Below are 15,621 nucleotides of genomic sequence, written 5' to 3'. Positions count from 1 at the left end.
AATGTTCGATCTGACGGGAATGACCGCGCTGGTGACCGGCGCTTCGGGGGGTATCGGTTCCTCCATCGCCAAGGCGCTGGCCGCGCAGGGCGCCACCCTGGCGCTGTCGGGCAGCAATGAGGAAAAGCTCAAGGCCTTCGCCGCCGAACTGGGCGGCGACCACAAGACCTTGGTCTGCAACCTGTCCGATCCGGCTGCCGTCGACGCGCTGGTGCCGCAGGCGGTGGAAGCGCTGGGTGGCAAGCTCGACATCCTGGTCAACAATGCCGGCATCACCCGCGACAATCTGATCCTGCGCATGAAGGACGAGGAATGGTCGCAGGTCATTTCGGTCAATCTGGAAGCGGCCTTCCGCCTGTGCCGCGCCGCTGCCAAGCCGATGATGAAGGCGCGCTTTGGCCGCATCATCTCGATCACCTCGGTCGTGGGCGTCACCGGCAATCCGGGCCAGTCCAACTATTGCGCGTCGAAGGCCGGCATCATCGGCATGTCGAAGTCGCTGGGCCAGGAACTGGCGAGCCGTGGCATCACCGTGAACTGCGTGGCGCCCGGCTTCATCCGGTCGGCCATGACCGATGCGCTGAGCGATGCGCAGAAGGGCACGATCCTGGCCAAGATCCCGGCTGGCGATCTGGGCGATGGCGATGATATCGGCGCGGCGGTCGCCTATCTGGCGAGCAAGGAAGCGGGCTATGTCAACGGCCAGACCCTGCACGTCAATGGCGGCATGGCGATGATCTGATCGCGTCACGCGACGCAATGGAAAGGGGGCCGGGCGCTATGCGTTCCGGCCCCTTTCTATCTATACCCCGCGCGGATCAGGACCTGTTTCACGGCCGCGATGGTCTTTACCTTGGCGATCTGGTCCGGGCCGTCGCGCCGGCCGCAATCGCATTCATAATGCTGGAACAATCGCTCCGCCGCCTTGACCGGCGCCAGCGCGCGCTGGCCGGGCTGCCAGTCGTCCAGGATGCGCACGTCATATAGGGTGCCGCTCACATCATAATGGCGGATCTGCCAGCCGAGTATGACGATCAGTTCCTTCGCCTTATCCCGGTCCGCATTGGCAAAGCCGATGGCCAGGATGTCCGGGACGCCACCTTCCTGTTCACCGGTTGTGACGCGGATGGGCGGGCGACGCATATGTTCGTCCAGCATCACCAGTTGCCGTTCTTCCTCGCCCGGCTTGCCGGTCAGATAGTCGGCAAAGACCCAGTGCGCACCATTCCATGTGGCGGGCGTGACCTTCACGGATTCACCCGGCAGGCCCAGATGCCGGGCCGCCCGATATTGCGTGCTGGCGGCATGGGCCGGGTCGTCCGCCTGCGCCATGGCCGGGGATACGCCTGCCAGCGCCAGCAGCAGGGCCGCCTCAAGTTTCACGCTCAAATGCTCCGCAGCGTCATGCCATCTTTGTGCAACGCGCCATCCAGCAGGCAGGTCCGTCGCATCGCGAGGGCCAGCAGGGCGAGGGCGCCGATCAGGTCGATCGGGACATAAGTGAATTGCGCGACCGCACGACCGCAAAGCGGTGCCAGCCAGGCATAGGCCAGCCAGCTTTTTTCCCAGCGGAGCACGCCGCGCCGGCGCATGTCGGCGACAAGGAAGGCGATCGCCATCCCCAGCAGGACATAATCATAGTCCAGCACATAGGGGGTGCAGAGCAGGGCGGCGCTGAGCGCGGCAGCGCCGCGGACTTCCATGGTGCCGCGCCGCGCGAAGAGGGCGGCGGCGGCAATGGCACTGGCGGTGACGAGGCCCTGCACGGCATAGGCGAGCGGAATGGCGCCGCCCCATTGGCGCACCGCGGCAAAGGGGCTCGGGATCTTCTCCCAGCCGGTCGATCCAGCCTCGATCACGACATGGCGGGTCAGCGGCAGGGAATCGATGAAGGCCTGCCACACCGGCCAGCCCCAGAGGAGGAGGGTAAGCAGGCATAGTCCCGCAGCGGTCAGCCCGGCGCCCAGAAAGGCGCGAACATTGCCGCGCGCCAAGATCAGGACGGGAATCAGGACCGCGAATTGCGGCTTGTAGACCAGCGCGCCCAACAACATGCCCGCCACCCACGGACGGCGATCGAGCAGGGCCATGCCGCCGCCCAGCAGACTGGCGGTCAGGAAGGCGTTCTGACCATGGCCCAGGCAGATCAGCACCACCGGCGCGCCCAGCGCGATAAGCAGCGCGTCGCGGTCGTTGGGCAGGATATGGCGCACCACCAGCAACGCGCCTGCCAGCGTCACTGCCTGCCACAGGATCAGCGCGGCGATATAGGGCAACTGCGCCAGCAGCGTTGCGACGATCAGGAAGGGTGGGGGATAATGCCAGCCATAAAAGGGGATGGCAGCGTCATGATGGGTTGTTTGCTGCACGGCATGATGGGCGGACCAGCTCCAGGCCTGGGCCGCCTGGCCATGGTCGGCCATCCAGCCGGCGGTCCAGACGTTGGAAAAGTCGGTGCCCAGCGGCCGGCCCAGCGAATCCACCGTGCCATGGGCGGTGGCGAACAGGACGACCAGCCCGATCAGCGTCGCCGCCAGCACCAGCCAGGCGGTCAGGCGCATGCGCGGCAGGGTGATAAAATGGTCCAGGCACAGGCGCTCTAGCATGGCGCCGGCTTGCCACAAGCGGCTGAAATTTTAGTAAACCGGCTGCATTTCCCGGCTTTTCGCCGCCTATTTCTTGTCATATGGCGGCCGCAGCCCAATCTAGGGGCTTGGCGGCCTTCCCTCTTGCCTCTAACGGGGCTTGGCACTAGGGCATGCCTTAACGGTTATTCAGAACCACCAACGATACCCAGTAAGAAGGACCACTCATGAGTGAGACCGCGGATCGCGTAAAGAAAATCGTCGTCGAGCATCTGGGCGTTGAAGCCGAAAAGGTGACCGAGGACGCGAGCTTCATCGACGATCTGGGCGCAGATAGCCTGGACATCGTTGAACTGGTCATGGCGTTCGAGGAAGAATTCGGCGTCGAAATCCCTGACGATGCGGCTGAGAAGATCGCCACCGTCAAGGACGCGATCGACTATATCGACAGCAAGGCCTGAGGGCTTCGCGGCCTGCCCTTGCGGTAGGCCGACTTGCACAAGGATTGGCTCCTCTTGTCCGGCGATCCCGGAGCTTGGGGAGCCTTTTCGTATCTGGTCTGCCGTTCACAAGCGCGCCAAGAGCGCCTAAATGAGCGGCACGGAACCAAAATTGGAATTTCGGAGCAAGCATATGCGTCGCGTCGTCGTAACCGGCCTTGGCATGGTAAGCCCGCTTGGCGGGGATGTCGAAACCACCTGGAAGAACATCATCGCGTCGAAATCCGGCGCGGCGACGATCACCCGCTTCGATGCCACCGATTACAAGTGCCGCATCGCCTGCGAAGTGAAGCCGGCCGATCATGAATATGGCTATGACGCCTCGATCGACGTCGATCACAAGATCCAGCGTCAGGTCGATCCGTTCATCGTCTACGGCATTTCCGCCGCCAGCCAGGCGCTGCGCGACGCGGGCCTCGACAATATGTCGGAAGAAGAGCGGCTGCGCGCCGGCTGCTCGATCGGATCGGGCATCGGTGGCCTGCCGGGCATCGAAAGCGAATCGCTGGTGCTGGCCAACAAGGGGCCAAACCGCGTTTCGCCGCACTTCGTCCATGGCCGCCTGATCAACCTGATCTCGGGTCAGGTCTCGATCAAATATGGCCTGATGGGGCCGAACCATGCCGTCGTCACCGCCTGTTCGACCGGCGCCCATTCGATCGGCGACGCTGCGCGCATGATTGCGATGGACGATGCCGACGTGATGCTGGCGGGCGGCGCGGAAGGCGCGATCTGCCCGATCGGCATCGCCGGCTTCGCCCAGGCGCGCGCGCTGTCGACCGGCTTCAACGACACGCCGGAAAAGGCGAGCCGTCCCTATGACGTCAACCGTGACGGCTTCGTCATGGGCGAGGGCGCGGGCGTGGTCGTGCTGGAAGAATATGAGCATGCCAAGAAGCGCGGCGCGAAAATCTATGCCGAAGTCATCGGCTATGGCCTGACCGGCGACGCCTATCATGTCACCGCCCCCCATCCGGAGGGCAATGGCGGCTTCCGCTCGATGCAGATGGCGCTCAAGAAGTCGGGCCTCAGCCTTGAGGATATCGACTATGTGAACGCGCACGGTACCTCGACCCCGCTGGGTGACGAGCTGGAACTGGGTGCGGTCAAGCGCCTGTTCGGCGACAATCTGTCGACCATGTCGATGTCGTCGACCAAGTCGGCGATTGGCCATCTTCTGGGCGGGGCCGGCGCGGTGGAGAGCATCTTCTGCATCCTCGCCATGCGCGACCAGATCGTGCCGCCGACGCTCAACCTCGATGAACCGAGCGAAAGCTGCAAGGGCGTGGACCTGGTCCCGCACGTTGCCAAGGAGCGCAAGGTGCGCGCAGTGCTGAACAATTCGTTCGGCTTCGGCGGCACCAACGCATCGCTCATCATGAAGGCGATCTGAGGCACCTGTCATGCGCCGGCTGGGCTGTATCATTCTCCTGATCGGCCTGGCCGTCGTCGCCTTTGTGGGGTTTCGCTTCGTCCATGGCTGGACCGAGGCCGGACCGGCCCCGCAGAATATCAGCATCGTCGTGCCGGAAGGATCGACCCTGTCCGATGCGGCGGTCCTGCTGAAACAGGCCGGCGCGGTGCGATCGGCCGATGCCTTCCTGACCCGAGCCAAGGTCTTTGGCGGCGCCAAGCCGATCAAGGCGGGCGAGTTCGTCCTGCCCCGGGGCGCCAGCAACAACGAGATCCTCTCCATCCTGCAGGGCGGCAAGACGCTGACCCGGCTGGTCACGATTCCCGAAGGCATGCCATCGGTCCTGGTCCAGGAACGGCTGATGGCCAATGACGAGCTGACCGGGGATGTCGCAGTGCCCGAGGAGGGCAGCGTGCTGCCCGACAGCTATGCCTTCGACAAGGGCGAGCCGCGCGCGGCCGTGCTCAAGCGGATGCAGACGGCGATGGACAAGGCGCTGGCGAAGCTCTGGGCCGAACGCGCGCCGAACACGATCGCCAAGTCGCCCAAAGAGGCGATCATCCTCGCCTCGATCGTCGAGAAGGAAACCGCGATCGCCAAGGAGCGGCCGATGGTGGCCGGCGTCTACAGCAACCGCCTGCGCAAGAATATGATGTTGCAGGCCGACCCGACGATCATCTATCCGATCACCAGGGGCAAGCCGCTCGGCCGCCGGATCAAGAAGTCCGAGATCGCCGACGTCAACGATTACAACACCTATGCCATGACTGGCCTGCCCAAGGGGCCGATCGCCAATCCTGGCCGCCTGTCGATCCTGGCGGTATTGCACCCGGCTGAAACCAACGCGCTCTATTTCGTCGCCGACGGGAAAGGCGGCCATATCTTCGCCGACACCTATCAGCAGCATAACGAGAATGTGCGCAAATGGTTCGAGATTCGCCGCGCACGGGGCGAACTCTAGGCGTTAGCGCAGCAGGCCCTTGGCCGCCTGGCTGCGGGCATAAAGCCACTGGCCGATACCGATCAGGACGATGACCGCCGGAAAGGCTGCCGCGCCGAAGCCCTTTACCGCCAGCAGATCGGTGGCGAGGAAGCTGTGGCCGAACTGGACGATCACCGCAACCAGCGACAGCAGGAACAGGGCGACTGCCGGCCGCCGGCGCAGCAGCAGCGCAATCGCGCCCAGGGTGCCGGCCCCCACCGCCACCGCATAGACCGCCCAGGCCCAGCCCGGCATCTGCGCAAAAGCATGTGCGGTGTCGGGATCGCTTTTCGCCAGTTCGGTCAGGTCGGCGCTATATTGCGTGATGAAAGCCGTGATCCCCATCAGGTTCCAGATCAACAGGATGACGGCGATGACGATGAAGGATGCCGGTGCGCGCATGATTGTCCCCCTCCCGGGCCGCATCCGCTTGCCGGGCGGCCAGGGCCGGATCATACAAGCTATCCCGGCCGGGCGGAAGTCCGGCGTCCTCGCGCGCGGAGGCGATCATGGCTGATCCGATCATCGTCACTGCGCTGCTGGCCGCTGCCGATTTCGCCTGGGCGGACGGACAGCGCCGCGCCCATTTTCCGCCCGACCGCAATCGGGTGCCGGCCCATGTCACCCTGTTCCATCATCTGCCGCCCTCGCTGCTGCCCGAACTCAAGATACGGCTGAAGCAATTATGCACCGGACCGGCGCCCCGCGCGCGGCTCGCCGATATATTGCTGCTGGGGCAGGGGGTGGCCTATCGCATCGACAGCCCGGATCTGGTGGGGTTGCGCGCAGACCTCGCCGACACCTTCGCCGGCCTGCTGACGCCGCAGGACCAGGCCGGCTTCCGTCCGCACCTCACCATCCAGAACAAGGTCGCGTCGAACGTGGCGCGCGCGCTTGCCGACCAGTTGCGCGCCGATTTCCGTCCCCGCCCGCTGGCGATCGCGGGCCTTGCCGCCTGGCATTATCGCGGCGGCCCGTGGGAAGAGGCGATGGCGGCGCGCTTCCGGGGATAGTGCACAAAGGCCTATTGGAGTGAAAGGGCCACGGCCTGTTTCACACCGTCATCCCGCATGGGCATTCGGTCGCCCTTCGGGTCGCGGACATGGCGAAAAGGGTGTACGGACTGCGGCGAAGCATCGTCGCATCGCAGCCGTTGGCATCGCGCTCATTTTTCGTTCCCGCAGACAGAAGGCCTGAGGCAATCATGCACTGCCTCAGGCCTTCTCGCCGAATCACATCACAGGCGCTTCGGCTTAATTGCTGCTGGCGTTCGCCTGTTCCAGCTTGGCCATCGCGGCTTCCAGCGCCTTGTGCAGGCTCAGCGTGTCAGCAGCTTGACGCGGCGGATAGGCCTGCAGGCTCTTGAGATGCTCGGCCACATAGGGTGTGCCGGCCGTCGGCGCCCACAGTTTGGAAGCAAGGAATTTCCGGCCGATATAGCCCCATTCGTGGCTTTCCGGGTCCATCTTCTCCATCGGGTCCATGCGCAGGTTGAAGATATAGGGGACCGAAGGATAGCTTCTGGGATTGAACCAGCTGCCCTCCTTCTTGACCCCGATATGCATCTTCCAATTGCCCACGCGAATGGCCGTCAGTTCGGTTTCGTCATAATAGAAATAGGCTCTGCGGGCGGAAGCCTTGCTCTTGCCGGTCCACATGTCGAGCTGGTTGAAGCCGTCGAGATGGACCTTGTAGGTCAATTCGCTGTCGCCCAGCTTGGTGCCGTCCAGCAGCTTCTCCTTGATGTCGGTCAGACCGGCGGCGGCCGCCAGAGTGACATAGACATCCTCGTGATTCTGCATGCCGTTGATCCAGCTGCCGGCCGGGATCTGGGCGGGCCAGCGCGCCAGCATCGGCACGCGCACGCCGCCTTCCCAGGTGGTGCCCTTTTCGCCACGGAACGGGGCATAGCCGCCATCGGGCCACAGCATCATCTCATTGCCGTTGTCGGTCGAGTAGATCACGATCGTGTCCTCGGCCAGGCCATTGTCGTCCAGCCATTGCAGCAGCTTGCCGATCTGCTCGTCATGCTCAATCATCTTGGCGCGAACGACGTCTTCCTCGGCCCGGCCTTCATCGACGGCCATCTGCTTGTACTTCTGGGGCGGGTGCGAGAAGATATGGATCGCCGTGGTGTTGAACCAGCAGAAGAAGGGGCCTTCCTTGTTGCGTTCCAGCCAGTCGAGCGTCTTGTCCAGCACTTCGCCGTCGAAGGTTTCCATGCGCTTGCGGGTCAGCGGCCCGGTATTCTCGATCTTCTGCTTGCCGCGCACGCCGAAGATGCCGTCATCGGTATCGTCATGCGTATCGGTGGCCCAGGCATGCAGAACGCCACGCGGGCCGTATTTCTTGGTATATTCGGGATCCTTCTGGCCCGGATAGTCCAACTCTTCCGGCTCTTCCTCGGCGTTGAGGTGATAGAGGTTGCCGAACCATTCGTCGAAGCCATGGACGGTCGGCAGGAAATCATTGCGGTCGCCCAGATGGTTCTTGCCGAACTGGCCGGTCTTGTAGCCCGCCGATTTCAGTACCTCGGCAATCGTGGGATCCTCCTTCTGGATGCCGCGCGCCGACCCCGGTATGCCGATGGTGGTCATGCCGGTGCGCACCGGCAGCTGGCCCATGACGAAGGCGGCGCGGCCGGCGGTGCAGCTGGGCTGGCCATAATGATCGGTGAAGATCGCGCCTTCCTTGGCGATACGGTCGATATTGGGCGTGTCGCCCATCATGCCATGGGTATAGGCACCCACATTCCACATGCCGATATCGTCACCCCAGATGACGAGAATATTGGGCTTTCCATTGGGCATTGTCATCTCCATCGCGCTTGGACGGCGGGAGCCTATGGTTCGGGGGAGGGATTAGGGATTGGTAGAAGCCCTGATAATTCAGAAGGGAATCCCGCAGCGAACGGCCGCATTCGGCATCGCATGCCGCCGCTTTTGACGGCAACAATCGGTCGTGTCTGTCCTACGCGGGGTTTCTCTGGTGTAGCTTGGGCGATGAAGCCGTCCCCGCAATCCGACATCATTGCCACCTGGCACGCGCATGGCCGGTGCGCCTCTGTCGCTTCGGCGTCGCGTCCGGCGCGCCGGTGGCGCGGCGTCGGGGCCTTGTGCGTCGGAGCGCGCCCGGTCGGTGACGCGCCATGCGGGCGTCGCGGGTGCGTGGCCGGCGCGTGGCGGGCGCAAAGGCCCGGTTTGGCCCGACGACACTGTGAACTTCGGGGCTGACCCGGGCCGGCGCGCCGGCCCGGCGCCGTCAGGCCAGGCCGACTTCCTTGAGCGGAATGCTCGCATCGGCCAGTTGTGCAAGGTCGAGATGTGCCCCCGACAGCACATGCGCGCGGCCCTGGACATAGTCCTTGACCGCATTGACGCAGTCGAGTGCGATCACCTTGCCACCTTTCAGATAGACCACCGAAAAGCTGCGGGCGGCCGGATTGCCGCGCAGGATGGTCTGGTCGAAGCCGATCGACAGCCCGACGGTCTGGAGCTTGAGATCATATTGGTTCGACCAGAACCAGGGGACGGCGTCATAGGGCTCTTCCTTGCCCAATATATGGCCGACCGCGACCTTCGCCTGGTCATTGGCGTTCTGCACCGATTCCAGCCGCATCTGCGCGCCGCCGGCAAAGCGGTTGGCGTGGGATGCGCAATCGCCCACGGCATAGATGTCGGGCAGCGAGGTGCGGCAATATTCGTCGACATCGACGCCGTTGCCGCCCGCCGCGCCGGCCGCGATCAGCGGTCCGGTCTCGGGAATGATGCCGATGCCGACGATCACCATGTCGGTCTCGATCCGCTCGCCATCCGCCATCAGCACGGCGGTTGCCCGATTGCCGGTCGGGCCGTCCTGCACCTCGATGCAGTCCATCTTGGCGCCGGTGCGCAGGTCGACGCCATGGGCGCGATGATCGGCCTCGTAGAAGCGCGACAGATCCTCGCCCGCGACCCGTGCCAGCACTCGGTCGAGCGCCTCCAGCAGCACGACCGTCTTGCCGAATTTGGACAGGACGGCCGCCGCCTCCAGCCCGATATAGCCGCCGCCGATGATGGTGACATGGCTGATGCTGTCGATCTTGGCCATCATCGCGTCGACATCGTCGCGACGGCGCACGGCATGGACGTTGGCGGCGTCTGCCCCATTGCAGGTCAGCATGCGGGGAGAGCCGCCGGTGCACCAGATCAGCTTGCCATAGCCGATTTCCTCGTCGCCCACCGTGACGAACTTGCCGACCGGATCGACGCTCTTGACCCGCCGGCCGAGCAGCATGGCGATCTTGCGCTCGTCCCAGAAGGCAGCCGGACGGATCAGGATGCGGTCGAAGCTCTTGTCGCCGGCGAAATATTCCTTGGACAATGGCGGGCGCTCATAGGGGGGATCCTTTTCGTCGCCGATCATCGCGACAGATCCTTCGAAACCGAGTTGGCGCAACGAAATCGCCGCCTGTGCCCCGGCATGGCCCGCACCCACGATCAGAACGTCGTAAAAGCTCATCCGCCCGCTATCCTCTCTTTTGCGGGCTTTTGCTTGGCGGCATTTGCCAGTGCTGGCAAGCGCTGATGTCGCAGGCCCCGGCAGGGATGGGATCCATCCATCGTCCGGGCGGTGCGCCGGGATCAGGAGATCGCCAGGACCCCCTCATAAGCCCGGTCTTCCATCGCCCGGCCCGCGCCCATGGCCACACAGATAAGCGGGTTTTCGGCGATGCGCACCGGCAGGCCGGTGGCCTCGGACAGCGCTTCATCCAGCCGCCGCAGCAGTGCGCCGCCGCCGGTCAGGGTGATGCCTTCATCGATGATGTCGGACGACAGCTCGGGTGCGGTCTGTTCCAGCGCGGTCATCACCGCGCTGGTGATCTGACCGACCGGTTCTGACAGGGCGTCGGCAATCTCCGTCTCGCTGATGGTCATCTCCGACGGCCGGCCATTCACCAGGTCGCGCCCCTTGACGATGATGCGCTCGCCCTCGCCATCGGGCGGGGTCGCGCAGCCGATGGCGCATTTGACCCGTTCGGCGGTGGCTTCGCCGATCATCAGATTATGCACCCGACGGATGTGGGACGCGATCGCATCGTCCAGCTTGTCGCCGCCCACACGGGCGGAATTGCTGTAGGCGATACCATTGAGCGACAGGACGGCGACTTCGGTGGTGCCGCCGCCAATATCGACCACCATGGCCCCGCGCGGCTCGGTGACCGGCAGGTCGGCGCCAATCGCGGCGGCCATCGGTTCCTCGATCAACTGCACTCGCGCCGCGCCGGCGTTGGATGCGGCATCGCGCAGGGCGCGGCGTTCGACCATGGTCGATCCCGACGGCACGCAGATCACGACGTCGTGGCGACGGCCAAAGCGGCCGCCGTTCAGCGCCTTGTCGACGAAATGCTTGATCATCTGTTCGGCGACGTCGATGTCGGCGATCACGCCGTCGCGCAGCGGCCGGATCGCCTGGATATTGGCCGGCGTCTTGCCCATCATCAGCTTGGCTTCGTTGCCGACCACCTTGACGCGGCGAATGCCGCGCTGGGTTTCGATTGCGATCACCGACGGTTCGTTGAGGACGATGCCACGGTCACGAACATAGATGACGGTGTTTACGGTGCCGAGGTCGATCGCCATGTCGCAGGCGGAGGATGAGAAGAAGCGGGGCATTTTCATGGAAATGGGACGATCTACAAACAGATTATTGAATCAGTCGCCCCCTGTGCCGCCGGGCGGGGCCAAGCAGAAGGGGGCTGCGCCAGTCCGTCCGTTTCCCGGGTCTGGCTGAATGGCCGGACGGGCGCGTTGCGGTTCGCCCGCCTCTGCCTCAGGTCGGCTTGCGGATCAACCGTCGACCCAGCAGCACGCCGGCGATGCCCAGCAGGAATAGCGACCAGGATGGAGCTTCGGGGATGGGCGTGCCGCCCGAACTGCTGCCGGTCGGCGGATCGATCGGCGGGGTGTAGCCGCCTTCATAGGTCCCGAGGTGCATTTCGCCATTCTGGGTCAGGCTGCCGAATATTGCAGACCCCTGGATATAGTTGCTGGTGGTGGCCGATGCCCAGGGGGCCAGCACCGATCCGCCCCAGGCGTTGGTGAGATCGAGCGACTGGGCATCGCCGAAGTTCCAGATCACATGCTCGCCCAGATTGGCGGTGCCGCCCAGGAAATTGTCGTTGAGGTGGATCGCGTCGCCGCTGACGTTCACGACCGCCGTATCGGCGCCGTTGAGGTTGAAGGCGATTTCCCCGATCTTGTCGAGATCGGTCGCGCTGATCGAGAAGACAGCCAGGCCATTGGCGTCGGGCGCGGCGTTGAAGGTCGCGCGGTTGCCGCTGATCACCATGTCGCTATTGGCGGCCAGCCCCGACAGGTCGGTCGACAATTGTTTCATGCTGCCTGCCAGCACGGTGCCCTGGGTGGCGAGGGCGGAGGCGAAGCCGGGATCGGATGTGGCCAGGCCCGACTGCACGCTGTTCTGGTTGACGTTGGTGTTGCTGATCGTGCCGCCGACCTTCACCGACTGGGTCGCGCCATTGAGGTTGAAGCCGCTATCGACATTGCCGCCGATCACGGCGCCCGCGCCATTGTTCAGATTCTTGATGCCGCCGGTCACATTGCCGACCACGGTCAGGCCGGGCTGGCCGGACGGAGAGGTTGCCGGCGTCGAAATCTGGTAGCTGGAGGAGGTGCCGGTCAGGTCTCCGCCGACAAAGGTGCGGCCTTCGACTTCGGACGACGAGTCGAGGTTGCCCAGCACGACCAGATTCCACTCGCGCAGCGCATCGGTGCCTGACACAGGGGAAGCCAGCAATGGGCTGGCCAGCGAGAGTGCGGTTGTCGCGATCAGAAAAAAGCCGGTCTTTTTCATACAGGATATTTCCGGATCTTCGCATGTGCTGGCAGTTTATTCTGCCTTGTCGCAACAGGCGAAAGTCCCCTTCTCTGCCAATTATTGCCTCATCTCGATGCTGCGCCGTGACGTCATGAATCGATGGATGGCGGCTTAGGCGCGTTGCAGTCCTGCGGCAATATTTTGTTAACCATTATTGTGGGCATCGGCGATAGACGCGGCGATCCCGCTGCTATTGCTTGTTCTTTTATTTTGGTGGGCGCTGCTCGCCTTCAGGCCAGGGTTAGATAGAGCTCGGCTTCGATCTGCCATTCGTCGCGGATGCGGCGCCACTTCGCGCTATAGCGGCCTGACGCGACAGCATGGCCATCATCGGCCGCAATGCCCTGCCAATGGCCATGCTCGAAAGCGATCGGTTCGATCGGCGAGATCAGGATATCGTCGGGGGTGCGTGTATAGACGGTCCGTTCGGGCGCGCCGAACTCCCGCTTCCAGGCCAAAATCTGGGCCTTGCGTCCGGCAATCACCCCGCTGTCGGTGCCGGTCACCATGACCACGTCTGGCGCCAGGATCGGGCCGATGGCGGCAAGGTCGGCGTCCGCCAGTGCACGGTTGAAGTTGGCGCGGCGCAGGCGAATGGCAAGATCGTCAGAAGGGCTCATAGCACCCCTGTAGCAGCCAGCGCCCTGATCGCCACGCCCGGCGCGTGCAAAAAAGAACGCCCGCAGCGGGCTGCGGGCGTTCGGTTCGTCGGGCCGGTGCGATGTCGAGGAGGGCCACGGCACCGGCCCGACGGGGAGGACGGGCTTAGAGCTTGTAACCCAGGGTCAGCACCCAGGAGCGACCTTCACCCGGATTGGCCCAGCCATTGTTACGGATGCTGGTATAATATTTTTCGTTGGTGAAGTTCTGGATGTTCAGCTGCGCCGACAGGCTGTCGGTGAAATTATAGGAAATCATCGCGCGGTGGACCAGATAGTCGTCCGACTTGTACAATATGGTCGTCGGCGTGGTCTGGGCGTTGTTCAGGTAGAAGCTGCCCTGATAGGTCAGGCCATAGCCCAGCTGTAGTCCGAAAGGCAGCATATAGGTGGTGAACAGGCTGCCCGAATGTTTGGGCGTGTTGGTCAGCGGGTTGCCGGCCTGCGGATCGTAAGTGGGGCAGGTGACTGCGGCCGTTGCGCCGGTCGGCGTGTAGGATGCCCCCGGATTGGCCAGGCAGAAGTTGGATACGCTCTGCAGCACCTTGCTCTTGAGATAGGTGTAGTTGGCAAAGATCGACCAGGCCTCGGTGATGTTGCCCGATGCGCCCAGAGTGATGCCGTCCACCTTGTTGCGGCCGTCATTGACGTTGATGTTGCCGATCGCGGGATCGTTGCTGGCCACCGAATAATTGGTACGCTTGTTGCGGAACAGTGCGGCGGTCAGCTGCAGCTTGGCATCGAACAGGTCGATCTTGCCGCCGATCTCGAAATTTTCGGCCTTTTGCGGGTCGACGCCGCACGGCTCCAGGCCCAGATTGACCTGGTCGACCGATGCGATGCCGCACCCGCCGCGCACGCTGCTCGACGTCGGCGTCAGGCTGTTGCCATAGGCGGCGTAGAGGCTGGCATTCTCGACCGGCTTGAAGACGAGGCCGATGCGATAGGAGAAGAGATTGTCGCTCGTATCCTGCTTCGCACCGGTGGTGTAGGCGCCGCCGGCGGCTGGCGTCGCGATCGTATCGGACCGGAAGCGGGCACGGTTATGTTCATAGCGGACGCCACCATTCAGTTCGAGCTGGTCGATGATCTTGGCGGCGGCAAAGGCATAGGCGGCCACGTTGAACGTGTCGCCGACCTGGTGGCCGGTGCGGATCGGGTTGACCGGGCCGCTATAGTCGGTGGGCACGCCGATCGGGATCGGGTTCAGCGTCGGGTTGGGCAGCGCGCCGCCCGCATTGCGCAGGACATTGCCGGTGTCGAGCACATAATCTTCCTGCATCGCCGACGTGCCGACCACCAGCGTGTGGCCGCCCGGGATGTCGAAGGTCAGGTCGAGCTGATTGTAGAGCGACTGGTTCACCGAGTCGCGATAATTGCCGCGCGGGCCGCCCGGATAATACATGCCGCGCACCTGGCCGGCGGCGCAGGCGACGCCCAACTGGGTCTTGCCGTCGGCCAGGCAATAGGTGCCGCCCTGCGGCGGATTGACCACCAGATTCTGTTCGACCCGCTGCCAACGCGACAGGTTGCGCAGCGATACCGTATCGCTGAACTGATGGTCGAAGATCAGGGTTGCCTGATCGACGGTCTGGTCCTGCTTGTCGACATTGGGATAGCCCAGATAGCTGCTATAGGGGACGCCGGGCAGGGCGCCGTCGTAAAAGGCGTTCTTGTAATAGGGCACGCCATAGAGCGGCGTATTCTTGTCTTCCTGATGAACATACATCAGCGTGGCGGAGGTCGGGCCGTCGACGCCCAGCTTGACCGAGGGGGCGACGCCCCAGCGCTCATAGCGGTCGACCTGGCGGGCCGGCACGTCATTTTCATGATACATGGCATTGAGGCGCACGGCGATCAGGTCGTTGACGCGGACATTGCTGTCGATCGTGGCGCGATAATAATCGGACGTGCCTAGGCCCGCCTGGACCAGCGTCTCGCTGTCCGCCTTGGGGCGCTTTGTGACGAGGTTGATGTTGCCGCCGATCGCGCCCGACCCGCCATAGACGGAATTGGCGCCGTTGGTGACTTCGATCTGTTCCAGGTTGAACGGGTCGGTGCGACTATATTGGGCGCTGTCGCGCACGCCGTCGATGCTGATGTCGTTATTGGCGCTCTGGCCGCGCAGGTTGATGCTGTCGCCATAGCCGCCGCCGCCTTCGCCCGCGCCGAAGGTGATGCCCGGAACGGTGGAGAGGACATCGCGCAGGGTGAGCAGATTCTGCTTCTGGATGGTCTGGTTGCCGATGACGGTGATGGTCTGCGGCGTATCCAGCAGGGGGCGCACATATTTGGGCGATTCCGGCTTTTCCACCTTGATGCCGTTATCGTCGATCGCCGTATCCGTGACGGTAACGCCACCCAGCGCCTGGCCTTGCTGCGCATCCTGCGCCTGTGCTCCGCTCGCCAGGGCGGCCATGCCTACGCAACTGAGTGCAAGGAAGGATGGAATATTGCCGGACTTTGCCATTGTTTCGGAACCCCCAAAATTGTGTCGAAGCCGCTGCTATTGAGACCTATTCGCATTGTCAATGCTATTGCGAATGGATATCTTGAATGCGTGGGAATTTTGTCACAAGGTGGCGTCGCCATCGCCGGGGCG

The 15,621-nt window shown here is 63.6% G+C and carries 14 protein-coding genes; 5 read left to right on the top strand and 9 right to left on the bottom strand.

All coding sequences use genetic code 11. From position 1 onward, the window contains the following. Position 1 precedes the first annotated feature (1 nt). On the top strand, positions 2-742 hold the full coding sequence (fabG, locus tag PMI04_RS14045) for a 3-oxoacyl-[acyl-carrier-protein] reductase (protein ID WP_007706037.1): 741 nt from the start codon (positions 2-4) through the stop codon (positions 740-742). A gap of 56 nt (positions 743-798) precedes the next feature. Here fabG and PMI04_RS14040 read toward each other — a convergent pair whose 3' ends face one another. Both PMI04_RS14040 and PMI04_RS14035 read right to left on the bottom strand, forming a co-directional pair. Continuing rightward, the gene (locus PMI04_RS14040; RefSeq protein WP_157178076.1) at positions 799-1,389 is read right to left on the bottom strand and encodes a hypothetical protein; all 591 of its coding nucleotides are present in this window, start codon (positions 1,387-1,389) and stop codon (positions 799-801) included. Continuing rightward, positions 1,386-2,606, bottom strand: coding sequence for a glycosyltransferase family 87 protein (locus tag PMI04_RS14035; protein WP_007706045.1), 1,221 nt, complete (start codon positions 2,604-2,606; stop codon positions 1,386-1,388). The genes PMI04_RS14040 and PMI04_RS14035 overlap by 4 nt, the downstream gene beginning before the upstream one ends. Before the next feature lie 206 nt (positions 2,607-2,812). Between PMI04_RS14035 and PMI04_RS14030 the strand changes: the two genes are divergently transcribed. The 3 genes from PMI04_RS14030 (at position 2,813) to mltG (ending at position 5,460) form a co-directional block, all read left to right on the top strand. Continuing rightward, a complete protein-coding gene (locus PMI04_RS14030) occupies positions 2,813-3,046 on the top strand; it encodes an acyl carrier protein (protein WP_004212096.1) in 234 nt (77 codons plus the stop codon). Positions 3,047-3,218: 172 nt separating this feature from the next. Further along, complete coding sequence (fabF, locus tag PMI04_RS14025; protein WP_037485520.1) at positions 3,219-4,478, top strand: beta-ketoacyl-ACP synthase II; 1,260 nt, start codon at positions 3,219-3,221, stop codon at positions 4,476-4,478. Between the two features lie 10 nt (positions 4,479-4,488). Then, complete coding sequence (gene mltG / locus PMI04_RS14020; protein ID WP_007706054.1) at positions 4,489-5,460, top strand: endolytic transglycosylase MltG; 972 nt, start codon at positions 4,489-4,491, stop codon at positions 5,458-5,460. Between the two features lie 3 nt (positions 5,461-5,463). On the opposite strand, the gene PMI04_RS14015 is transcribed toward mltG, so the two are convergent. After that, positions 5,464-5,883, bottom strand: a complete 420-nt coding sequence (locus tag PMI04_RS14015; protein WP_007706059.1) for a hypothetical protein — start codon at positions 5,881-5,883, stop codon at positions 5,464-5,466. A gap of 107 nt (positions 5,884-5,990) precedes the next feature. Here PMI04_RS14015 and PMI04_RS14010 point away from each other — a divergent pair, with 107 nt between their 5' ends. Next, complete coding sequence (locus PMI04_RS14010) at positions 5,991-6,494, top strand: 2'-5' RNA ligase family protein (protein WP_007706062.1); 504 nt, start codon at positions 5,991-5,993, stop codon at positions 6,492-6,494. Positions 6,495-6,734: 240 nt separating this feature from the next. Here the strand turns inward: PMI04_RS14010 and PMI04_RS14005 are convergent, their stop codons facing one another. The 6 genes from PMI04_RS14005 to PMI04_RS13980 form a co-directional block, all read right to left on the bottom strand. Further along, on the bottom strand, positions 6,735-8,291 hold the full coding sequence (locus PMI04_RS14005; RefSeq protein ID WP_007706066.1) for an arylsulfatase: 1,557 nt from the start codon (positions 8,289-8,291) through the stop codon (positions 6,735-6,737). Between the two features lie 451 nt (positions 8,292-8,742). Further along, positions 8,743-9,981 (bottom strand): FAD/NAD(P)-binding oxidoreductase, encoded by a 1,239-nt coding sequence (locus tag PMI04_RS14000; RefSeq protein ID WP_007706067.1) that lies wholly within the window; start codon positions 9,979-9,981, stop codon positions 8,743-8,745. Positions 9,982-10,103: 122 nt separating this feature from the next. Further along, positions 10,104-11,141: a rod shape-determining protein gene (locus PMI04_RS13995; RefSeq protein WP_007706070.1), complete on the bottom strand. Its 1,038-nt coding sequence runs from the start codon at positions 11,139-11,141 to the stop codon at positions 10,104-10,106. A 151-nt stretch (positions 11,142-11,292) separates the two neighbouring features. Then, positions 11,293-12,336: a choice-of-anchor A family protein gene (locus PMI04_RS13990; protein ID WP_007706083.1), complete on the bottom strand. Its 1,044-nt coding sequence runs from the start codon at positions 12,334-12,336 to the stop codon at positions 11,293-11,295. A gap of 254 nt (positions 12,337-12,590) precedes the next feature. Continuing rightward, positions 12,591-12,980, bottom strand: coding sequence for a nuclear transport factor 2 family protein (locus PMI04_RS13985; protein WP_007706085.1), 390 nt, complete (start codon positions 12,978-12,980; stop codon positions 12,591-12,593). 145 nt (positions 12,981-13,125) lie between these two features. Then, entirely contained in the window at positions 13,126-15,489 is a 2,364-nt protein-coding gene (locus PMI04_RS13980) for a TonB-dependent receptor (RefSeq protein ID WP_007706088.1), read from the bottom strand. Between the last annotated feature and the right edge of the window lie 132 nt (positions 15,490-15,621).

Origin of the sequence: Sphingobium sp. AP49 (assembly GCF_000281715.2) — a bacterium.
In the GTDB taxonomy this organism is placed as follows: domain Bacteria; phylum Pseudomonadota; class Alphaproteobacteria; order Sphingomonadales; family Sphingomonadaceae; genus Sphingobium.
This window is presented reverse-complemented; position numbering and strand designations above follow the sequence as displayed.